This window comes from Flavobacterium zepuense, assembly GCF_007097145.1.
In the GTDB taxonomy this organism is placed as follows: domain Bacteria; phylum Bacteroidota; class Bacteroidia; order Flavobacteriales; family Flavobacteriaceae; genus Flavobacterium; species Flavobacterium zepuense.
The window spans coordinates 1-17357 of the sequence record NZ_VJVZ01000009.1 but is presented as its reverse complement, the minus strand read 5'-3'; the positions used below and the strand labels follow the sequence as shown (position 1 = coordinate 17357).

The 17357-nt window shown below is 40.6% G+C and carries 17 protein-coding genes; 9 read left to right on the top strand and 8 right to left on the bottom strand.

Annotated elements, in window-relative coordinates; genetic code table 11:
* Positions 1–154 precede the first annotated feature (154 nt).
* The gene (locus tag FMM05_RS13735) at positions 155–2023 is read left to right on the top strand and encodes an ABC-F family ATP-binding cassette domain-containing protein (protein ID WP_143373971.1); all 1869 of its coding nucleotides are present in this window, start codon (positions 155–157) and stop codon (positions 2021–2023) included.
* 119 nt (positions 2024–2142) lie between these two features.
* A complete protein-coding gene (locus tag FMM05_RS13730) occupies positions 2143–2778 on the top strand; it encodes a hypothetical protein (protein ID WP_143373970.1) in 636 nt (211 codons plus the stop codon).
* Between the two features lie 111 nt (positions 2779–2889).
* On the opposite strand, the gene FMM05_RS13725 is transcribed toward FMM05_RS13730, so the two are convergent.
* The gene (locus FMM05_RS13725; RefSeq protein ID WP_143373969.1) at positions 2890–3585 is read right to left on the bottom strand and encodes a hypothetical protein; all 696 of its coding nucleotides are present in this window, start codon (positions 3583–3585) and stop codon (positions 2890–2892) included.
* 307 nt (positions 3586–3892) lie between these two features.
* Here FMM05_RS13725 and FMM05_RS13720 point away from each other — a divergent pair, with 307 nt between their 5' ends.
* On the top strand, positions 3893–4996 hold the full coding sequence (locus FMM05_RS13720) for an AI-2E family transporter (protein WP_143373968.1): 1104 nt from the start codon (positions 3893–3895) through the stop codon (positions 4994–4996).
* Between the two features lie 87 nt (positions 4997–5083).
* On the opposite strand, the gene FMM05_RS13715 is transcribed toward FMM05_RS13720, so the two are convergent.
* The 7 genes from FMM05_RS13715 to FMM05_RS13685 all read right to left on the bottom strand — a co-directional run bounded on the left by FMM05_RS13715 (position 5084) and on the right by FMM05_RS13685 (position 12642).
* Positions 5084–6670 carry a T9SS type A sorting domain-containing protein gene (locus FMM05_RS13715; RefSeq protein WP_143373967.1) on the bottom strand — a complete coding sequence of 529 codons (1587 nt, stop codon included), beginning with the start codon at positions 6668–6670 and terminating at the stop codon, positions 5084–5086.
* A 165-nt stretch (positions 6671–6835) separates the two neighbouring features.
* On the bottom strand, positions 6836–8125 hold the full coding sequence (locus FMM05_RS13710; protein ID WP_143373966.1) for an ABC transporter permease: 1290 nt from the start codon (positions 8123–8125) through the stop codon (positions 6836–6838).
* 1 nt (position 8126) lies between these two features.
* On the bottom strand, positions 8127–9056 hold the full coding sequence (locus tag FMM05_RS13705; RefSeq protein WP_143373965.1) for an ABC transporter ATP-binding protein: 930 nt from the start codon (positions 9054–9056) through the stop codon (positions 8127–8129).
* Between the two features lie 196 nt (positions 9057–9252).
* Entirely contained in the window at positions 9253–10380 is a 1128-nt protein-coding gene (gene dnaJ, locus FMM05_RS13700) for a molecular chaperone DnaJ (protein ID WP_143373964.1), read from the bottom strand.
* Positions 10381–10411: 31 nt separating this feature from the next.
* The gene (locus FMM05_RS13695) at positions 10412–10984 is read right to left on the bottom strand and encodes a nucleotide exchange factor GrpE (RefSeq protein ID WP_394345153.1); all 573 of its coding nucleotides are present in this window, start codon (positions 10982–10984) and stop codon (positions 10412–10414) included.
* 182 nt (positions 10985–11166) lie between these two features.
* Positions 11167–12075, bottom strand: a complete 909-nt coding sequence (locus FMM05_RS13690; protein WP_143373963.1) for a TIGR01777 family oxidoreductase — start codon at positions 12073–12075, stop codon at positions 11167–11169.
* 114 nt (positions 12076–12189) lie between these two features.
* Entirely contained in the window at positions 12190–12642 is a 453-nt protein-coding gene (locus tag FMM05_RS13685; RefSeq protein ID WP_143373962.1) for a DUF4442 domain-containing protein, read from the bottom strand.
* 147 nt (positions 12643–12789) lie between these two features.
* Between FMM05_RS13685 and FMM05_RS13680 the strand changes: the two genes are divergently transcribed.
* The 6 genes from FMM05_RS13680 to FMM05_RS13655 form a co-directional block, all read left to right on the top strand.
* Positions 12790–13242, top strand: coding sequence for a DUF4870 domain-containing protein (locus FMM05_RS13680; protein WP_143373961.1), 453 nt, complete (start codon positions 12790–12792; stop codon positions 13240–13242).
* 136 nt (positions 13243–13378) lie between these two features.
* The gene (locus FMM05_RS13675) at positions 13379–14146 is read left to right on the top strand and encodes a GIN domain-containing protein (protein ID WP_185965593.1); all 768 of its coding nucleotides are present in this window, start codon (positions 13379–13381) and stop codon (positions 14144–14146) included.
* A 44-nt stretch (positions 14147–14190) separates the two neighbouring features.
* Positions 14191–14523 carry a PadR family transcriptional regulator gene (locus tag FMM05_RS13670; protein WP_143373959.1) on the top strand — a complete coding sequence of 111 codons (333 nt, stop codon included), beginning with the start codon at positions 14191–14193 and terminating at the stop codon, positions 14521–14523.
* 2 nt (positions 14524–14525) lie between these two features.
* Positions 14526–16310: a PspC domain-containing protein gene (locus tag FMM05_RS13665; protein WP_143373958.1), complete on the top strand. Its 1785-nt coding sequence runs from the start codon at positions 14526–14528 to the stop codon at positions 16308–16310.
* A gap of 35 nt (positions 16311–16345) precedes the next feature.
* On the top strand, positions 16346–17071 hold the full coding sequence (locus FMM05_RS13660) for a head GIN domain-containing protein (RefSeq protein WP_143373957.1): 726 nt from the start codon (positions 16346–16348) through the stop codon (positions 17069–17071).
* 84 nt (positions 17072–17155) lie between these two features.
* The coding region (locus tag FMM05_RS13655; RefSeq protein ID WP_185965592.1) for a DUF4365 domain-containing protein at positions 17156–17357 on the top strand (202 nt) is incomplete at its 3' end.

Here is a 17357-nt window from a genome sequence, read left to right as displayed (position 1 = left end):
AGTTTTTAGTAAACAGGAAATTCTTTGCGAATCTCTATGCTTCTTTGCGCATTTTTGTGGTAAAGTCTTTAAAACAAACACTTAATTACTCCTGAAAACAACTTAGAAAGCCCATACCTGAAACAAAAAACCTATTTTTGCAAAAAATTATAGCGTGAATTACCTTTCAGTAGAAAATATATCTAAGTCTTTTGGCGAGCGTACGCTTTTCGAGAACATTTCTTTCGGCATTAATAAAGACCAGAAAATTGCTTTCGTGGCAAAAAACGGCAGCGGAAAAACCAGCATCCTTAAAATTATTAATGGTGATGACACCCCCGATACCGGACAGGTGGTTATACGTAAAGAAATTAAAATGGAGTTTCTTTCGCAGGAACCAAACCTGGATCCGGAACTAACCATTGAGGAAAGCATCTTTGCATCCGATAGTGAAATATTACACGTTATTGAGGCATATGAAAAAGCGCTTGAAAACCCTGAAGACGAGGTTGCCTATCAAAAAGCTTTTGAGCGTATGGAACTGCACAATGCCTGGGATTTTGAAACCCAGTACAAGCAGATTTTGAGCAAGCTTAAGATGGAGGACCTTAAACTAAAGGTAAAAAGCCTGAGCGGTGGCCAGAAGAAGCGCCTTGCATTAGCTATTATCCTTATTAATAAGCCCGATTTGCTTATACTGGATGAGCCTACCAACCACCTTGACCTTGAGATGATTGAGTGGCTGGAAAATTATTTTGCTAAAGAAAACATTACCCTGTTTATGGTTACGCACGACCGTTTTTTCTTAGAGCGTGTTTGTAACGAAATTATAGAGCTTGATAACGGTAAACTGTACCAATATAAAGGTAACTACAGCTATTACCTACAAAAGAAAGAAGAGCGTGTTGCTGCCGAAAATGCCAGTATAGACAAGGCACAAAACCTGTTTGTTAAGGAGTTATCATGGATGCGCCGCCAGCCTAAGGCACGTACTACCAAGAGTAAATCGCGCCAAGACGACTTTTATGTTATTAAAGAAAAAGCCCAGAGCCGCCGTAAGGAGCACGTGGTGGAGCTTGAAATTAACATGGAGCGTATGGGCAGCAAAATTGTTGAGCTGCACAACATTAGCAAGAAGTTTGGTGATAAGGCCATACTGGATAACTTTAGCTTTAACTTTAAGCGTGGTGAACGTATAGGTATTATTGGTAAGAACGGTACAGGTAAGTCTACTTTCCTGAACATGATAACAGAGAATATTCCTGTAGACAGTGGTAAAGTTGTTGTAGGTGAGACTATTAAAATAGGCTACTATACCCAAAGCGGTATTAACCCTAAAGAAGGCCAAAAGGTTATAGATGTTATTAAAGAATATGGCGAGTATATTCCGCTTTCTAAAGGCAGGATCATATCGGCCGCACAGCTTTTAGAGCGCTTTTTGTTTGACCGGAAAAAACAGTATGACTTTGTAGACCGCCTTAGTGGTGGCGAGCTTAAAAGGCTGTACTTGTGTACGGTTTTGATTCAGAATCCTAACTTTTTAATCCTGGATGAGCCTACTAACGACCTTGATATTGTTACCCTTAATGTGCTTGAAAGTTTCCTGCTAGATTACCCTGGTTGTTTGCTTGTAGTAAGCCACGACAGGTATTTTATGGATAAGATAGTAGATCACCTGTTTGTATTTAGAGGCGAAGGCATTATTGAAGATTTCCCCGGTAACTATAGCGATTTCCGCAGCTATGAAGACAGTTCTGAACCTACCAAAGCTGAACTAAATACTGTAGGCGGCGGCGATAAAAAAGACTGGAAAAAGAACAACGTTAAACCCGGACTTACATTTAATGAGCAAAAAGAATTCTCTAAAATTGAAAAAGATATTAAAGACCTGGAGCGCGAAAAAGCGACAATAGAGAAGCAATTTGCCGATGGCACAATAGCTGATGCCGATATTGCAAAGAAAGCAACCGACCTTGAAAAAATACTGAAGCAACTCGACGAAACCACCGAGCGCTGGTTTGAACTAAGTGCAAAGCTGGAATAAATTAAGTTTAAACAGCAGGCATTGCCTATATAATAACCGTAAAATTGATACTGCATATTAAAGCACTGTGATTTTACGGTTTACTTTTTTTACTATATTAGCTACCTGTATTTATAACTATGCCGCTAACTGTAAGCTATCTTAAATTTTTATTCCGATCTGTAAACGCTCACGGCATACACTCCCCTTTTGTGTACAATTTAGTTACCAAAGGCTTTTACAGGAGGCGTTATGTAGAGTCCGATCAAAAATATGATACCAATGCTACAGGTTTAAGCAAAGAAGCTTTAAACATACTGTTTAAAACCATATCTCATTTTAAATCCTATAAGCTGCTTGCCTTAGGCACTGATACTACATTTATAGCCGAAATAATCCGCACCGAAGCTGAGCAAACCAACACAAAGGTTTGGTTTTACTCTACCATGGTGCCTGTGCCCGATGGTGTAGACCTTGCTTACCTTTCCGGCAACGACGAAGATTCGATACTGCCCGCTTTTAAACAGGCATTGCAGGACATTAATAATAACAGTGTGGTTGCGATAGGCAACATCCACAGGTCGGCCGACATGGAGACAGCCTGGGAAACCATAAAAAAAGACCCAAATGTTACGCTCACTATAGATACGTATCATTTAGGCCTGGTGTTTTTTAGGCGCGAGCAAACTAAGCAGCCCTTTATTATTCGCCCCTTTAAATCGACTGTACTTGATGTTTTTTTAGGCATTAAAAACCTGTGGGGCCTATTGCATTAGTTAGATCGTAATATTATTAATAATAACACCACTTTAATAAAACGCTAAAAAGGGCCTACCTTTCGGCATGCCCTTTCTCGCAAATTATAAAAAACCTTATCTAATCCTTATTTAGTTATTTGCAGCTTCTTTAGCTTCTTTATTTTCGTCGCTTTTAGCTGTCATACGCTCCCATTTAAATTTAGGGGCAAATTTAAGCTTAAGGCCTGCAATTTTACGGTTATCCTCGCCAGATAAGCCTTCTTTTTCTACCGTATTTTTCCTTGAATCAAGCGCTTCGTAATAAGCTTTAATTTTATCAAAATCCTGTCTTGAATATGAATCTTTATTGGCCTCAAAAGTGTCAACAAACTTTTGGTACACGCTAAGGATATTATCCTTGTTAACCCATGCAAATTTCATATCGTTACCAACAACTACACCAGGGCCAAAAAATGCATCGGCAAGAGAGTTTCCAGATCCTGCAGCCGGAGTAGCTTCTGCTTCCATTTTAGCTTTAGCTTCACTTTCAGCCTGTGTTTTTACACCATCATATTTAGATTTGCTTTCATTTATACGTTCCTGAGCTTTAGCATCATTCTCTAAAGTTGCAAGAGCAGCTTCTGCTTCAGCAGTTTTTGTTTCATATTCAGCCTGGATAGCAGCCCAGTTGGCGGCACGCTCCTGAGCGTCAAGATTATTCACAGAGTCAACGAAAACTACATAATGATCTACATGTTTTTCGGCAGTCATTTTTGCTTCATCCTTACAAGATGCAAAACCAGCTGCAACTACTACAGCTCCTAATACTAATTTGAAATTTTTCATGGTTGTTATATTTTATGTTACTTTTTAAGATTAACCAAAATTAGCTTACAATTCACCATATATCAAAATTTTAAATTATTTATTAAGAATACTTTAATATGTTTGTGATATTTTTAAGAATTTTAATAAATAGTTAACACCAACAAGTTTAGAGTTTATGGTTTATTGATGGTATGTAGCCGACAACTATAAGCTATAAGCCATAACCCATAACCCCAAACAATAAATCGTTAGCTCCTTAACACTTTCATAATTAAATAAGAATTTCACTAATAAATAGTAGCTTTGGTACTTATTTAGATAAAGCATGATAAAAGCTATTCCTTTTTACACAAAACTGGCCCACATAACCATTTGCATATTAGGTATTGGATATTTAGTAATAATAGGTAAAACAATTTTAGCCCCTCTTATACTGGCATTGCTTTTTGCCATGCTGCTTATACCTTTTGCTAATTTGCTGGAGCGTAAACTGCACTTTTCACGCGGGCTCGCATGTTTTTTGGTACTCCTTGTACTTGTAGGCGTAATAAGCGGCATCATGGTGCTTTTAGGGAGCCAGCTTACTGCCTTTGCACAGGATATCCCAGCATTTGAAAAACAGGTTATGGAGGCGCTGGAAGGCCTGCAGGCATGGATAGCCGAATCGTTTAATATTGATAACACCAAACAGGCTGAGTATATTAATAACACAACAGCCGATGCATTGGGTACCGGTACAGCAATAATAGGTGTAACCTTAATGTCGCTGTCATCATCGCTATTGTTTACTGTCTTTATATTTCTATATACCTTTTTCCTATTGATGCATCGTAGCCTGTTGCTGCGTTTTGTGCTGGCTCTTTTTCATAAAAATCATAGCCCGGTTGTGTTAGAAGCCGTTGGCCGTATACAATACATTATAAGAAAATACATTTTAGGGCTACTGCTGCAAATGGCCATTGTTGCAACATTAAGCTGCATTGTATTTACAGTATTAGGAATTAAATATGCTTTCTTATTAGGTATGCTAACCGGTATATTGAATGTAATACCTTATGTAGGCATTTTTATATCGATGCTCCTGTCTATAATAGTAACATTTGCAACGGCTACCCCTAACGATATTTTGTTCGTAGCCATTGCGCTAAGTTGCATCCATTTGATAGACAGTAATTACATAATGCCTAAAATAGTGGGCTCTAAAGTAAAGCTAAACACATTAGTAGCAGTTATAGGCCTTGTTGTAGGTGAGCTTGTTTGGGGCATTACAGGCATGTTCCTGTCTATACCGGTAATAGCTATTGCCAAAGTAATTTTTGACCGTGTAGAAGGCTTAAAACCTTGGGGAATGGTACTTGGTGAAGATGACACCCTTGCCCAAACCCAAAAAGATGTTCCTGCTGACGAGGAGTTGCCACCGATGGAGTAAGTTACAGGTTTAGTTAGGAGTTGTAGCTACGTACAATCGCAAAAAACCGGGGTTTAACCCGGTTTGAATTTAAACTATTTAGACAAATTACTTTACCACTTTAAAAGTCTGGATCATATTTCCTGCAGTAACTTCTAAAACATAAACACCTTTAGCCAATGCAGCAAAACTATTAATTGTAACAGTATTTGTAAATGCCGATACTTTAGATGCATCGGTTTGTATTTGCTGGCCGTTCATGGTAAAAAGCTTTATCTGGGCTTCTCTCTCAAAAGGCAATTTAAAGCTAATATGCAGCACATCATTAACCGGGTTAGGGTAAACGCTTATATTTTTGCCACTATTTATATCGCTTACATCTGTAGTTGGCTCTTCGATATTATAACGGGCTAATGCTACCTTATACTTATTAGCTTCAAATGTTTGACCGGCTGCGATAATCTTACCGTCGGCCTGCTCACACAAGGCATGAAGCTGCTCAAAATCATTGCCTTCCGCAGAGGTAAAGTCGGTACTTACCCTGCCCCCGTTTCCAAAAAGGGTATCGGGTGAACCATCAGCATTTAAAAACAGTAAGCCAAAGTCGGGCTCATCGCCAAAACTCATATACCCGCCTAAAACTATCTTGCCATTGCTGCGTATACAAACATCGGTAGCTGTTTCATTATACTGCGCATTAAATGGGTACTGGATCTTGCCACCCTGGCCAAACGTTTCATCTAATAAACCGTTAGTATTTAAGCGTGCCGCACAAAATGCATTGTTAGTGTTAGTAGGTGTAGTTGTGCCGCCGCCAAGAAGTATCTTGCCATCGGGTTGTAATCTTAATGAATACAGGTAATCGCCAAAGTTATTAAAATCTATATATGTAATTCCGTTGGTACCAAAAGAAGTATCCTGGGTACCATCTTCATTAAGCTGCATAATGGTAAAATCGGTAAACGACGCATCTACAGCGTGGCCGCCCATTACAATTTTCCCATCATTGTTTACCGCCAGTGCAACAAGGTTATTGGTGCCATAGTTCATAACCGCATTCCAGTAACCATCACCACCGCCAAAGGCAGTATCTACAGTCATATCGGCATTATATTGGGCTACCATCCATTGCATATCCTGTAACTGATTGTCTGTTATCGTGTAGCCCCCGGCAATAATTTTACCATCTTCCTTAACATATAAAGAATACATAATAATTCTCTTATCTGCTATTTCATGGTAAGCAAAGCCGGTACCGTTTAACGTAGTATCTAAAGACCCATCGGCATTAAAACGCGCATACCCCACGGCATTTGAAGTTCCGTACGTAACAAACGATACGAGTATCTTATCGCCTACCAGGCACATCGATATAATTTCTTCATCAACAAGTGTTTCGCCAACCATTACAATCCCGTTTGTACCAAAAGAGGCATCGGGCGAGCCATCTTCGTTAAACTTCATAAGCATAAGGTCGTCATAATAGGTGAGGCTGATGTTACCCGTACCGGCGGTTATTGTTTTTCCGTCGGGTAAAATTAATGCCCGCCTTGCAGTTGCATGGTAAGTACCCGTATAATTAAGAGCTTTACCCTGTGTACCAAAACTGGTATCTAATGAGCCCGGCTGGGCATAAGCGGTTACCTGACATAAAAGGAATGCGCCCAATAAGTAAGAAAGGTAATTGTTTTTCATTTAGTAAAATTTTAGATTGGTTTGCTAACCAATAACATCTAAAATTAATTTTACCCTAACAATAATTGTAAAATAATAAAAATTACATAACAAAAACCTTAATAAACAAAAACGGACACAAGCTAAATGCAGTGTGTCCGTTTTTTATTGAGTAGCCTGAGATAATTAATACCTAAGCCATTTAAATATTTCTTTGTACGTAGGCTTTTTGCCATACATCAGGATTCCTATCCTGTAAATTTTTGAGGCAAACCACACCACACCAAAAAATGTAGCAAACAGTATTGCCATAGATAGGGCAACTTCCCATAGTGGTACGCCAAATGGCAGGCGCATCATCATTACAATGGGTGATGTTAGCGGTATCATGCTAAATACGGTGGCTACAGTGCCATGAGGGTCGTTTATAACGGTAAAGAAGCCTACATATACCCCAAGCATTAGCGGGAGGATGATAGGCAACAGGAACTGCTGAGAATCGGTCTCGCTGTCTACCGCTGCCCCTATAGATGCATAAATTGAGCTGTACAGGAAGAAACCACCTGTAAAGAATATAAGGAATGATAACAGCATGGTACCCCATGGCAGGTTAAATATCTCCGGAAGATAAGCCTGCAAGCCTGTTGTAGCGGCCTGGGTTGCTTCCGGGCTCGCGGCAGACGTTGCCCCTACCTGTAACCCAAATACATTACCCGCCACAAAAAGCAGGATGCCGCCCAGTATTGCCCAAATTAAAAATTGCAGCAAACCGGCCATTGATGTGCCTATAATCTTGCCCATCATTAACTGGAACGGTTTAACTGATGATATAATGATCTCTATAATGCGGTTGGTTTTCTCTTCGATAACGCTGCGCATTACCATGTTACCGTAAATGATGATAAACATCATGATGAGGTAGCCAAAGGCAAAGCCTATACCTATCTTAATTTCGTTTAGCCACCTAAGGCTTTCTTCACCGCTGAATTTGCTTAGACGAATGTCGGCATAGGTTTTAGCTTCGTCGATCTTTTTATAATCGATGCCTGCTTTTTCAAGGTTAAACCTGGTAAGCTTATCGTTTACCACATCTTCTATATTGCCAATAAACTCCATCGACGGACTCTCGTTGCTAATATATTCTACCTTATGCAACAGGTCCTTAGCATCGGTTACGGCAGGCACATAAATTAGGCCTTCGTAGCCCTCTGCGGCCTTTTCTTTAGCCAGGGCAAGCGATAGTGCCGAAAGATCTGTATAATGGGTTTCCTTGTCGTTCTTAAAGTCTTTTATTAGTGTACCGGCCTGGTCGTGCACGGCTATTTTTACAACCTCATCGCCGTTAACACTGGCAAGGTAGCCCACCAGTAAAGCCATTGCCGTAAACAGCAGCGGGCTAAGGAACGTCATTACTATAAACGACTTGTTACGCACCTTGGCGTTAAATTCTCTTTTTATAATTAAAGACAGGCTCATGTTATTTTTGTTGGCTAACGGTTTGTATAAAAATGTCGTTTACGCTTGGTATTTTTTCCATAAAATAGGTAACGTCCCCTTTATCGGTAAGGTAGCGCAGCAGCTCGCGCGATGGCGTACCCTTAGGCAGCTCCACCTCAAGCTTAAGCTCATCGTCCAGTGTTTTAAAGCTGGCCTGCCTGGTGGTGTAGCGCGTACTGATATCGGCCAGCAGGTGCTGAAAATTCTCCGGCGCAATACCCACCTCAAACGTATTGGTACGGTAGCGGCGCTTTACATCCTGCAATTCGCCCTCTATAAGTTTGTTAGATTTATGGATGAGCGCAATATGGTCGCACATATCCTCTACACTTTCCATACGGTGGGTAGAAAATATAACGGTTGTACCTTTATCCCTAAGCTCCAGTATCTCGTCTTTTATAAGGTTGGCATTTACCGGGTCGAATCCGCTAAAAGGCTCATCCAGTATAAGCAGCTTGGGGCGGTGCAATACCGTAACCACAAACTGAATTTTTTGTGCCATACCCTTGCTGAGTTCCTGTATCTTTTTATTCCACCAGCCTTTTATCTCCAGTTTTTCAAACCAGTAGTCCAGTTGCTCTTTTGCCTCTTTTTTAGATAAGCCTTTAAGCTGTGCCAGGTATAGTGCCTGCTCGCCTACTTTCATGGTTTTATACAGGCCACGCTCCTCCGGCATATAGCCAATTTGCGAAACATGGTGCGGGGCCAGTTTTTCGCCATCCAGCAGGATCTCGCCGCTATCGGGCATGGTTATCTGGTTTATGATGCGTATTAGCGATGTCTTACCTGCGCCGTTAGGCCCCAGCAGGCCATAAATGCTGCCCTGCGGCACACTAAGCGAAACGCTGTTAAGGGCGGTATAATCGCCATACTGCTTTACAACGTTTTTAACTTCCAGTATTGGTTTCATTCAGTAGTTTAATTGTGGTGGTAAAAATACAGATTATATGGCGCGCATCTAAGCAAAATGTTACATTATAACGCTAACAAAATATTGGTAAATAAAAAAACCCATCCTTATTTGCATAAAGATGGGAAAAATTGCTATGAAAAAGAAAAATTCACTATTTGCATAGTGAATTTCAAATGTATAAAATTTTCTTAAATTATGAAAACATATCCTTAACTTTTTCAAAAAAAGATTTCTCGCTCTTTTCCGGGTTTGGAATAAAGTTTTCATCATTAAGGTATTTCTCAAAAAACTGGCGCTGGTCTTTGTTTAAAGTCTTTGGAGTCCAAACATTTACATGCACTAAAAGGTCGCCGCTGCCATAGCTGTTAAGGCTTGGTATACCCTTGCCTTTAAGCCTTAAAATCTTGCCGCTTTGTATGCCTTCTTCCAGTTTAATCCTTACTTTACCGTTTACCGTGTCAATATCTTTAGATGTACCCAGTGCAGCCTCTGCCACACTTATGTAAAGATCCAGGTGCAGGTTTTCGCCTTCACGCTTAAGCGTTTCGTGCTCAACCTCTTCAATGGCTACTATAAGGTCGCCCGGTATACTGTTAGTGCCCGGTGCATCGTTACCTTTGCCGCTTACTTTAAGCTGCATGCCATCGGCTACACCGGCAGGTATTTTTATTGATACCGTTTCGTCTTCCATAACCATACCCTGCGCATCGGCATGGTTGGGTTTACCATCTATTATCTGGCCGGTACCACCACAGCTGTGGCAGGTAGATGCGGTTTGCATCCTGCCCAGTATGGTATTGGTTACCTTCATAACCTGGCCCGCACCATTACAGGTAGGGCAGGTTTTGTAGCTAACACCCTTAGCCTGAATTTTACGTTTTACCTTAACTTTCTTTTCTACGCCGTTTGCAATTTCATCCAGCGTAAGCTTTACTTTAATCCTAAGGTTGCTCCCCTTCATCCTGCGCTGGCCACCACCGCCGCCAAAACCGCCAAATCCTCCGCCGCCGCCGAAGGCACTGCCAAAGATATCGCCAAACTGGCTGAATATGTCATCCATATTCATGTGGCCGCCGCCGTTAAAGCCTCCGTTGCCACCATCAAAAGCAGCATGGCCGTACTGGTCATAACGCGCTTTTTTATCGGCATCGCTAAGCACCTCGTAAGCTTCGGCAGCTACTTTAAATTTTTCTTCGGCTTCTTTGTCACCCGGGTTTTTATCAGGGTGATATTCTATAGCTTTTTTACGGTAAGCTTTTTTAATCTGCTCTGCCGTAGCGCCTTTTTCTATACCCAGTATTTCGTAATAATCTTTTTTCATTTCACCTTAGTTTTACTGCACCCGCCTTTAATTAATTACCCAATACAACTTTAGGGAAACGTATAATTTTGTCGCCCAGCTTATATCCTTTCTCTACCACATCAACAATTTTACCTTTAAGGTCTTCGCTTGGTGCCGGTATTTGGGTAATAGCCTCTGCAAAATCAGCATTAAATACGTCGCCGGCCTTAATTTCTACCTGCTCCAGCCCTTTAGAGGCAAGGGTATCTTTAAGCTTGTTGTGTATAAGCTCTACACCTTTAAGGAGTACATCGTCTTCGCTTTTAGCAATTTGTGCCAAAGCCCTGTCAAAATCATCCATAACAGGCAATAAAGCCTGAAGCACTTCCTGATTGGCAGTTTTAAACAAGTCCAGCCTTTCTTTAGAGGTTCTCTTTTTATAGTTGTCAAATTCGGCAAACAGGCGTAAAAACTTATCCTTTTCTTTAGCAAGATCTTCACCCAGTTGCTCTACTTCAGATAAACCTTCGGCTGTAGGTATACCTTCTGTTGCTTCCGGCTGTTGGTCAGTAGTTTCGGTGTTATTTACTAATTCGTCCTGTGTTAGCTCGTTTTCGGCATTTTCAGAATCTCTCTGGCTCATATTTTTAAATATTTTCTTAAACATCATTATATTAATGGTCGCTAAAGCGATGTGCAAAAGTATTGCCAAATGTTATAAAATGTCAAATTGTCACACCATATTTTTAAAGAGGAACTTTAGATGATAGATAATAGATGAAAGACCTTTATGCTAAACTTACAAAAAAACCGCCTGATTGGCGGTTATGAGCGTAATTCGTTTTTAATTGCTTTTTCGAGGGAGAGGTATTTAAACTGGTAGCCCTCGCCTATTATTTTTTTGGCGCTTACGTTTTGGCTGTCATATAGTAAGGTGTGCATTTCGCCAACGGCCAGCTGCATGGCAAACCGGGGTATATTTGGTATAAAATAAGGCTTATCTAATACCTGGGCTATGGTTTTAACCAATTGCTTTTGCGTTACAGGGTAAGGAGCCACGGCATTATAAACACCTTCTAACTCATTATTAAGCACATAGTAGTAAATACCGGCAAGATCACGAAGGTGTATCCATGATTGTAGTTGCTCACCACTGCCAAAGGCAGCACCAAGGCCAAATTTTACAGGAGCCGCCATTTCTTTTAAAACACCGCCTTTGCCCGATAGCACCAGCCCGGTGCGTATAAGCGCTACTTTAATTTTAAGCTGCTCTATTTGCAGGGCGGCTTCTTCCCACTTTTGTACTACAGTACCTAAAAATGAATTATCACGTTCTGTACTGTCTTCAGAATAAATAGCCTCCAGGCTGCTGGGATAAATACCAATAGCCGAAGCACATATAAACTGGCTTACTTTATTATCCTTACTTTTTAAAAGTGTATACAGTAAACGGGTGCTTACTATACGGCTTTCCAGTATCTCTTCTTTATACGATTGTGTCCATCTTTTAGATATAGAGGCACCTGCAAGGTGAATAACAGCATCTACATCGTCTATGCAGTTTTCGTCGATCTCTCCCTTTTTAGGGTTCCATAAAAAGCCGGTGTATTTTTCTTCATTCTGAATTTTATCTTCGCTCGTGGTAAGATAATTAACGTGCAGGCCGTTTTTAAGCAGCAGCGATACCAACTCTGTTCCTACCAATCCTGTCGCGCCGGTTAATAAAACTTTCATAGCAATCTATTTTGTGGCAAAGGTATTGCCAACGCTTTAAACGGAGGCATTAAACAAGGTGTTTAACTAATTTTTAGCAATGTAGTATTACTACTTACACCCTAAACCGTTATACTATTTTACACGAACACTCCACTCAAAATCCATTTCAGATACCTGGTCGCCGCTCTCATCCACCCCTATAGATTTCATCCAGAAGGTTTGCCCCTCGCCCGTTGCAATGGTTTGCGCTATAGCATCGGCAATCAAATGCCCCTCTGTACAGGTAAAAGTTATCCTGCCTTTTGCCTTTTTACTAAAGTTACCTTTATTGTTAGCTACAAGCATAGATATTTTTTTGCCGCTGTTTTTTATATGGTACATAACCAATGCACCGGTTGTAAGTTCTGCCGCCATAGCCTGTACCGCAAAGTACATACTGTTAAACGGGTTTTGGTTTATCCAGCGGTGCTTAACGCTTACAATGCATTTTTCGGTAGTTATTTGTTTTACCCTTACCCCGCTAATATAGGCCGATGGCAGCTTAAAAAGCAGGAAAGTATTGAGTTTTGATGGCGTAAATTCCATTTATAGTTTGATTTTAAAGCTAATATACGCTTTATCATGCCGATTTCAAAATGTTAATTTTTTGTTAAATATTAGTACTATGCGTTACACACTACCTGTCTTTAGCCATATATTTGCATAGGATATTAATAGATATAGACCTCTACTATGGAAACTACAGCACACAAAACCACATCAACACTATTGCAGCTTAGCGCATTAACGCAATATTTTATACCGTTTGGCAACTTTATATTCCCGGTAATTATATGGAGCAGCAAAAAACATGAGTCGGAATTTATAGATTTTAACGGTAAGCAAGCCATTAATTTTCAGTTGAGCCTGTTTATGTATACCATTCTTTTGGCAATAATTGCAGTGCCAATATTTTTATATACCTTTTTTAAAGATCTGGATTTTACTCAGGTTAACGACTGCGAATGGGTTTTTAATGAATTTAACGATGGCAAAGTAACCAGCCTTGCCATTATAGGTTTTATAGCAGCCTTTGTATTGGGCGTAATGAAAGTAGCCGAGTTCTTCCTTATAATATATGCCGCGGTAAAAAACAGTAATGGTATTAAGAGCAACTATCCGTTAACCATAAATTTTATCAAATAAAAAAATGCCTCATCAGCATTATATTACTGCTGCCGGCAGCAGCCCTGAGTTCAGTTATCAATCAATCATCAAATCACAGCCCGTTTGCCGGCAACGGGTTTTTATCATCATCATCAATCAAAAAACGAAAACAGTTATGAAACAACTAATCATTGCAGCAGTTACAGGCTTAATCACCCTGGGAGCACATGCACAGGTAACCGAGGACCGACAGGCCTATGATGTTACTAAAATTGACGTTAAGAACGGCATTGAGGTAATTTTTACCCAAAACGACACCTTAGCGCTTAAAGTTGAAACCGGTACTGCCCAAAACCTAAGCAGCATTGCTACCGAGTATGACGGCAATACCCTACGTATTTATATTAAAGGGCAGGAAAACAACAGCACCGCAACATACACCCAGGCACGTGTGTATGTAGCACAAAAAAATGTTACCGTATTTAAAGCTGCGGGAGCTGCCAGTATTAAATTGCCAAACGATACAAATTTTGAGCAGGTTAGTATTAGCCTGGCATCGGGAAGTAGTTTTATTGGCCATATACAGGCAGCAGGTTCATGCAGCATTAAAGCGTCAGGCGGTGCGGGTTTTAGGGGTAAGGTAGTTACCGATAGCTTTAAGGGCGATGCCACAAACGGCGGTTATATTAAATTAATGGGCCAGGCTACTACCGCCAGCATTTATTGCAGTGGCGGATCGGTACAGGCGGGTAAGTTTGTATGCAACAGGGCTGATGTATTTGCCAAGAATGCTTCATCGGTATTTATTGGTGCGGGGGCGTCTATCAAGGCCGATGCCGACAGCTCCTCATCTATTACCTATTACGGCGACCCCGTAAAGATAGACCTGGGCACTAATGCTTATGCCGTAAAACGCGACAATTTTAAATTTAGCCTTAATTAAAAACTATGCCCTAACCGGCACTAAAAATAAATACATGAAAGCTTATGAATATTGAGAACACCAAGGCCCAAATGCGTAAGGGAGTTTTGGAATTCTGCATCCTATCTGTTTTAAAAGAAAAAGATGCCTATACTTCAGAAATACTCGATACCCTTAAAAACGCGAAGCTGCTTGTTGTGGAGGGAACGGTTTACCCACTGCTTACAAGATTAAAAAACGACGGTTTATTAAACTACCGTTGGGAAGAATCTACATCGGGGCCACCAAGAAAATATTACGGTTTAACCGATGAAGGAAAAGTATTTTTAACAGAACTTAGCATTACCTGGACAGAATTGTCTGATGCAGTAAATATAATAACCAGCCAAAAAGCATAGCCATGAACAAAACAGTAAGTATAAATTTAGGAGGTTTCTTTTTCCATATAGATGAAGATGCCTATCAAAAGCTTAACCGCTATTTTGATGCCATAAGGCGCTCGCTTTCGCCCGATGGCCGAGACGAGATCATGAGCGATATTGAAGGCAGGATAGCTGAGCTGCTTACAGAAAAGCTTAAGAACGACAAACAGGTAGTAAGCATTACAGAGGTAGACCAGGTTATTGCCGTTATGGGCCAGCCCGAAGATTACCGTATAGACGAAGACGATAAAAGCACAGGTAGCGCCTACAAGGTACCCAACTTTGTTTTTCCGCGTACTAAAAAGTTTTACAGGGATGGTGACAAAGCCATTATAGGCGGTGTGTGTGCCGGCCTGGGCCACTACTTTAGGATAGACCCATTGTGGGTTAGGATATTGTTTATCATATCGCCTTTTGTAACCTTTGGTACCAGTGCGTTTGTATACATTTTATTATGGATTTTAATACCTAAAGCCATTACCACCACCGAGAAACTGGAAATGACAGGCGAACCTATAAACATTTCTAACATCGAAAAAAAGGTAAAGGAAGAGTTCAGCCAGATTGCCGATAAGTTTGGCAATGTAGACTATGATAAGCTTGGCAACAACGTAAAAAACGGCGCCGAAAGGATTGGCACGGGAGTCAGCACTGCCATACTTGCCATTTTAAAGGCAGTTGCCAAGGTAATAGGTGCGTTAATAACCATTTTTAGTGCCATAGGTTTAGGATGCCTGTTGGTAGGCCTTATAGCGCTCCTAACCTCATCATCTATAGCCGGTGAATCATGGTACCCGTATGTTAACAGCATGAATTATACCGAGACACCTATGTGGGTTATAGGCATTGCAGGCTTTTTTGCCATTGCTATTCCGCTCTTCTCGTTATTCCTGTTGGGGCTTAAAATACTGTCAGACAACCTTAGGTCGGTTGGCAACCTTACCAAATATACACTTGTAGTGTTATGGATAGTAAGCGTAAGCGCCTGCATTTACCTAGGCATTATGCAATCGGCACAACTCGCAAACGAAGGCAAAACGGTTGTAAAAGAGCAAATATACCTTGCCAAGAACGATACCCTACAGGTAAAATTCAGGTATAACGACTATTTTGCAAAATCAGTTAGCCATGATTACGATTTCCGCTTTAAACAGGATTCTTTAGGTAACGAGGTAATATATAATAACGATATAGAACTCTTTATACTTAAAACCGATGAAGCCCAACCTTATGTACAGGTAGAGCGTATTGCCAGCGGAAGCACCATGCAGCAGGCAAGAAAATCGGCCGAAAGCATAAAATATAGTTTTAAGATTGAAGGAAATAACCTAATTTTAGACAATTATTTGCTAACAGGTACCGATGCTAAATTCCGCAGGCAGCGTGTTGAAGTGTTTTTATACCTGCCGGAAGGTGTATATTTTCACCCGGATAAGAGCCTACAGGACTACGACCGCAGCGACGATGAGTTCTTTGACCTTTGGTTTGATGGCGACCACCGCTACCAGATGGGTAAAGACAGGGTTAAATGCCTTGACTGTGTTGTAGAGGGCGTAGATGGCGACTTTGAGGCGGTTGAGGGACATCCTATGAGCGAAGCTGAAATAAAGATCCAGATGGCTGAACAGGCAGCACAAATGAAAGTTCAGGCTGAAGAAATGAAAATTCAGGCCGAAGAAACCTCAAAGAACATGAGGGAGCAGGCCGAAAACATGAAAAAGCAGGCCCAGCAAATGGAAGAGGATGCTAAAAAAATGGAATAAGATTAAGATCGATAAACTATCTAAATTAAGATATTATGATTAAAGTTATTGTACACATAGCCAAAGCTATAATAATTGCTGTTACGGCATTGCTATTTAGCTCGTGCAACTTTGAAACGGTTGATGGCAGTGGTAACGTTACCAAACAAGCCCGTGCTGTAACTGCAGAGTTTACAACAATTGTAGCTGGCGAAGGCTTAGATGTTTATATAGAACAGGGCGTAAACCGCTCTGTTACCGTAGAGGCCGATGATAACCTGCAACAGCATATAAAGGTTGAAGCAAGCGGTACAGAGCTTACAATTAGCTGCGATGCTAACATAGGCAGCGCTGCTTCTAAAAAAATCACGATTATACTACCGGAAATTGCGGGTATAGAGGCTAACAGCTCGGCATCTGTAAAAGGTAAAACAGTTATAAAAACAGATAACATTAAGCTTGATGCTAATAGTGACGGACAGGTAGAAGTTACCGTTATTGCAAAAAATGTTAAAGGGGAAGCCAGCAGCTCCGGTACTATTAAGTTATTAGGCACTGCCGAAAACCTTGTTGCCGAAGCCAGCAGCGGCAGTACCTTTAATGCCGGCGAGCTAAAGGCACTTAACGCCGATGTAGAAGCATCAAGTGGTGGCAGTTTTATTGTAAACCCCATAGAAAACCTTGCGGCAGAAGCATCCAGCGGTGGCATTATACGTTACGTTACAACCCCTAAAAAAATCGATACAAAAGCCGACTCAGGAGGCACCGTCTCTAAACAATAAAATTTATGAACCCCGCAATTGCGGGGTTTTGTTTTTTTAATGGATTTCAATAATTGTATCTTTGAAAAAATTAATATGCAACTTATGCCACGTTATAGTAATATTGAAAGACTGGGAGTCATTGAAACTGATAGAATTATTACTAAAGAATTAGGGTGGATTTTTAGAGAACAACCTATAACAGATGTAGGTTTGGATGCGATAATTGAACAAGTTGAAAATGGAGAACCATTAGGCAAATTTATAGCTCTACAAATAAAAACAGGCGAAGGAAATTTTTATATAA

Excerpts from the sequence above, each read along its gene's own strand:
- FMM05_RS13720 (WP_143373968.1), top strand. The coding sequence starts at position 3,893 with ATGATAAAAGCTATTCCTTTTTACACAAAACTGGCCCACATAACCATT.
- FMM05_RS13665 (WP_143373958.1), top strand. The coding sequence starts at position 14,526 with ATGAACAAAACAGTAAGTATAAATTTAGGAGGTTTCTTTTTCCATATA.
- FMM05_RS13660 (WP_143373957.1), top strand. The coding sequence starts at position 16,346 with ATGATTAAAGTTATTGTACACATAGCCAAAGCTATAATAATTGCTGTT.
- FMM05_RS13725 (WP_143373969.1), bottom strand. The coding sequence starts at position 3,585 with ATGAAAAATTTCAAATTAGTATTAGGAGCTGTAGTAGTTGCAGCTGGT.
- FMM05_RS13695 (WP_394345153.1), bottom strand. The coding sequence starts at position 10,984 with ATGAGCCAGAGAGATTCTGAAAATGCCGAAAACGAGCTAACACAGGAC.
- FMM05_RS13715 (WP_143373967.1), bottom strand. The coding sequence starts at position 6,670 with ATGAAAAACAATTACCTTTCTTACTTATTGGGCGCATTCCTTTTATGT.
- dnaJ (WP_143373964.1), bottom strand. The coding sequence starts at position 10,380 with ATGAAAAAAGATTATTACGAAATACTGGGTATAGAAAAAGGCGCTACG.
- FMM05_RS13675 (WP_185965593.1), top strand. The coding sequence starts at position 13,379 with ATGAAACAACTAATCATTGCAGCAGTTACAGGCTTAATCACCCTGGGA.
- FMM05_RS13670 (WP_143373959.1), top strand. The coding sequence starts at position 14,191 with ATGAATATTGAGAACACCAAGGCCCAAATGCGTAAGGGAGTTTTGGAA.
- FMM05_RS13690 (WP_143373963.1), bottom strand. The coding sequence starts at position 12,075 with ATGAAAGTTTTATTAACCGGCGCGACAGGATTGGTAGGAACAGAGTTG.
- FMM05_RS13705 (WP_143373965.1), bottom strand. The coding sequence starts at position 9,056 with ATGAAACCAATACTGGAAGTTAAAAACGTTGTAAAGCAGTATGGCGAT.
- FMM05_RS13730 (WP_143373970.1), top strand. The coding sequence starts at position 2,143 with ATGCCGCTAACTGTAAGCTATCTTAAATTTTTATTCCGATCTGTAAAC.
- FMM05_RS13685 (WP_143373962.1), bottom strand. The coding sequence starts at position 12,642 with ATGGAATTTACGCCATCAAAACTCAATACTTTCCTGCTTTTTAAGCTG.
- FMM05_RS13710 (WP_143373966.1), bottom strand. The coding sequence starts at position 8,125 with ATGAGCCTGTCTTTAATTATAAAAAGAGAATTTAACGCCAAGGTGCGT.
- FMM05_RS13680 (WP_143373961.1), top strand. The coding sequence starts at position 12,790 with ATGGAAACTACAGCACACAAAACCACATCAACACTATTGCAGCTTAGC.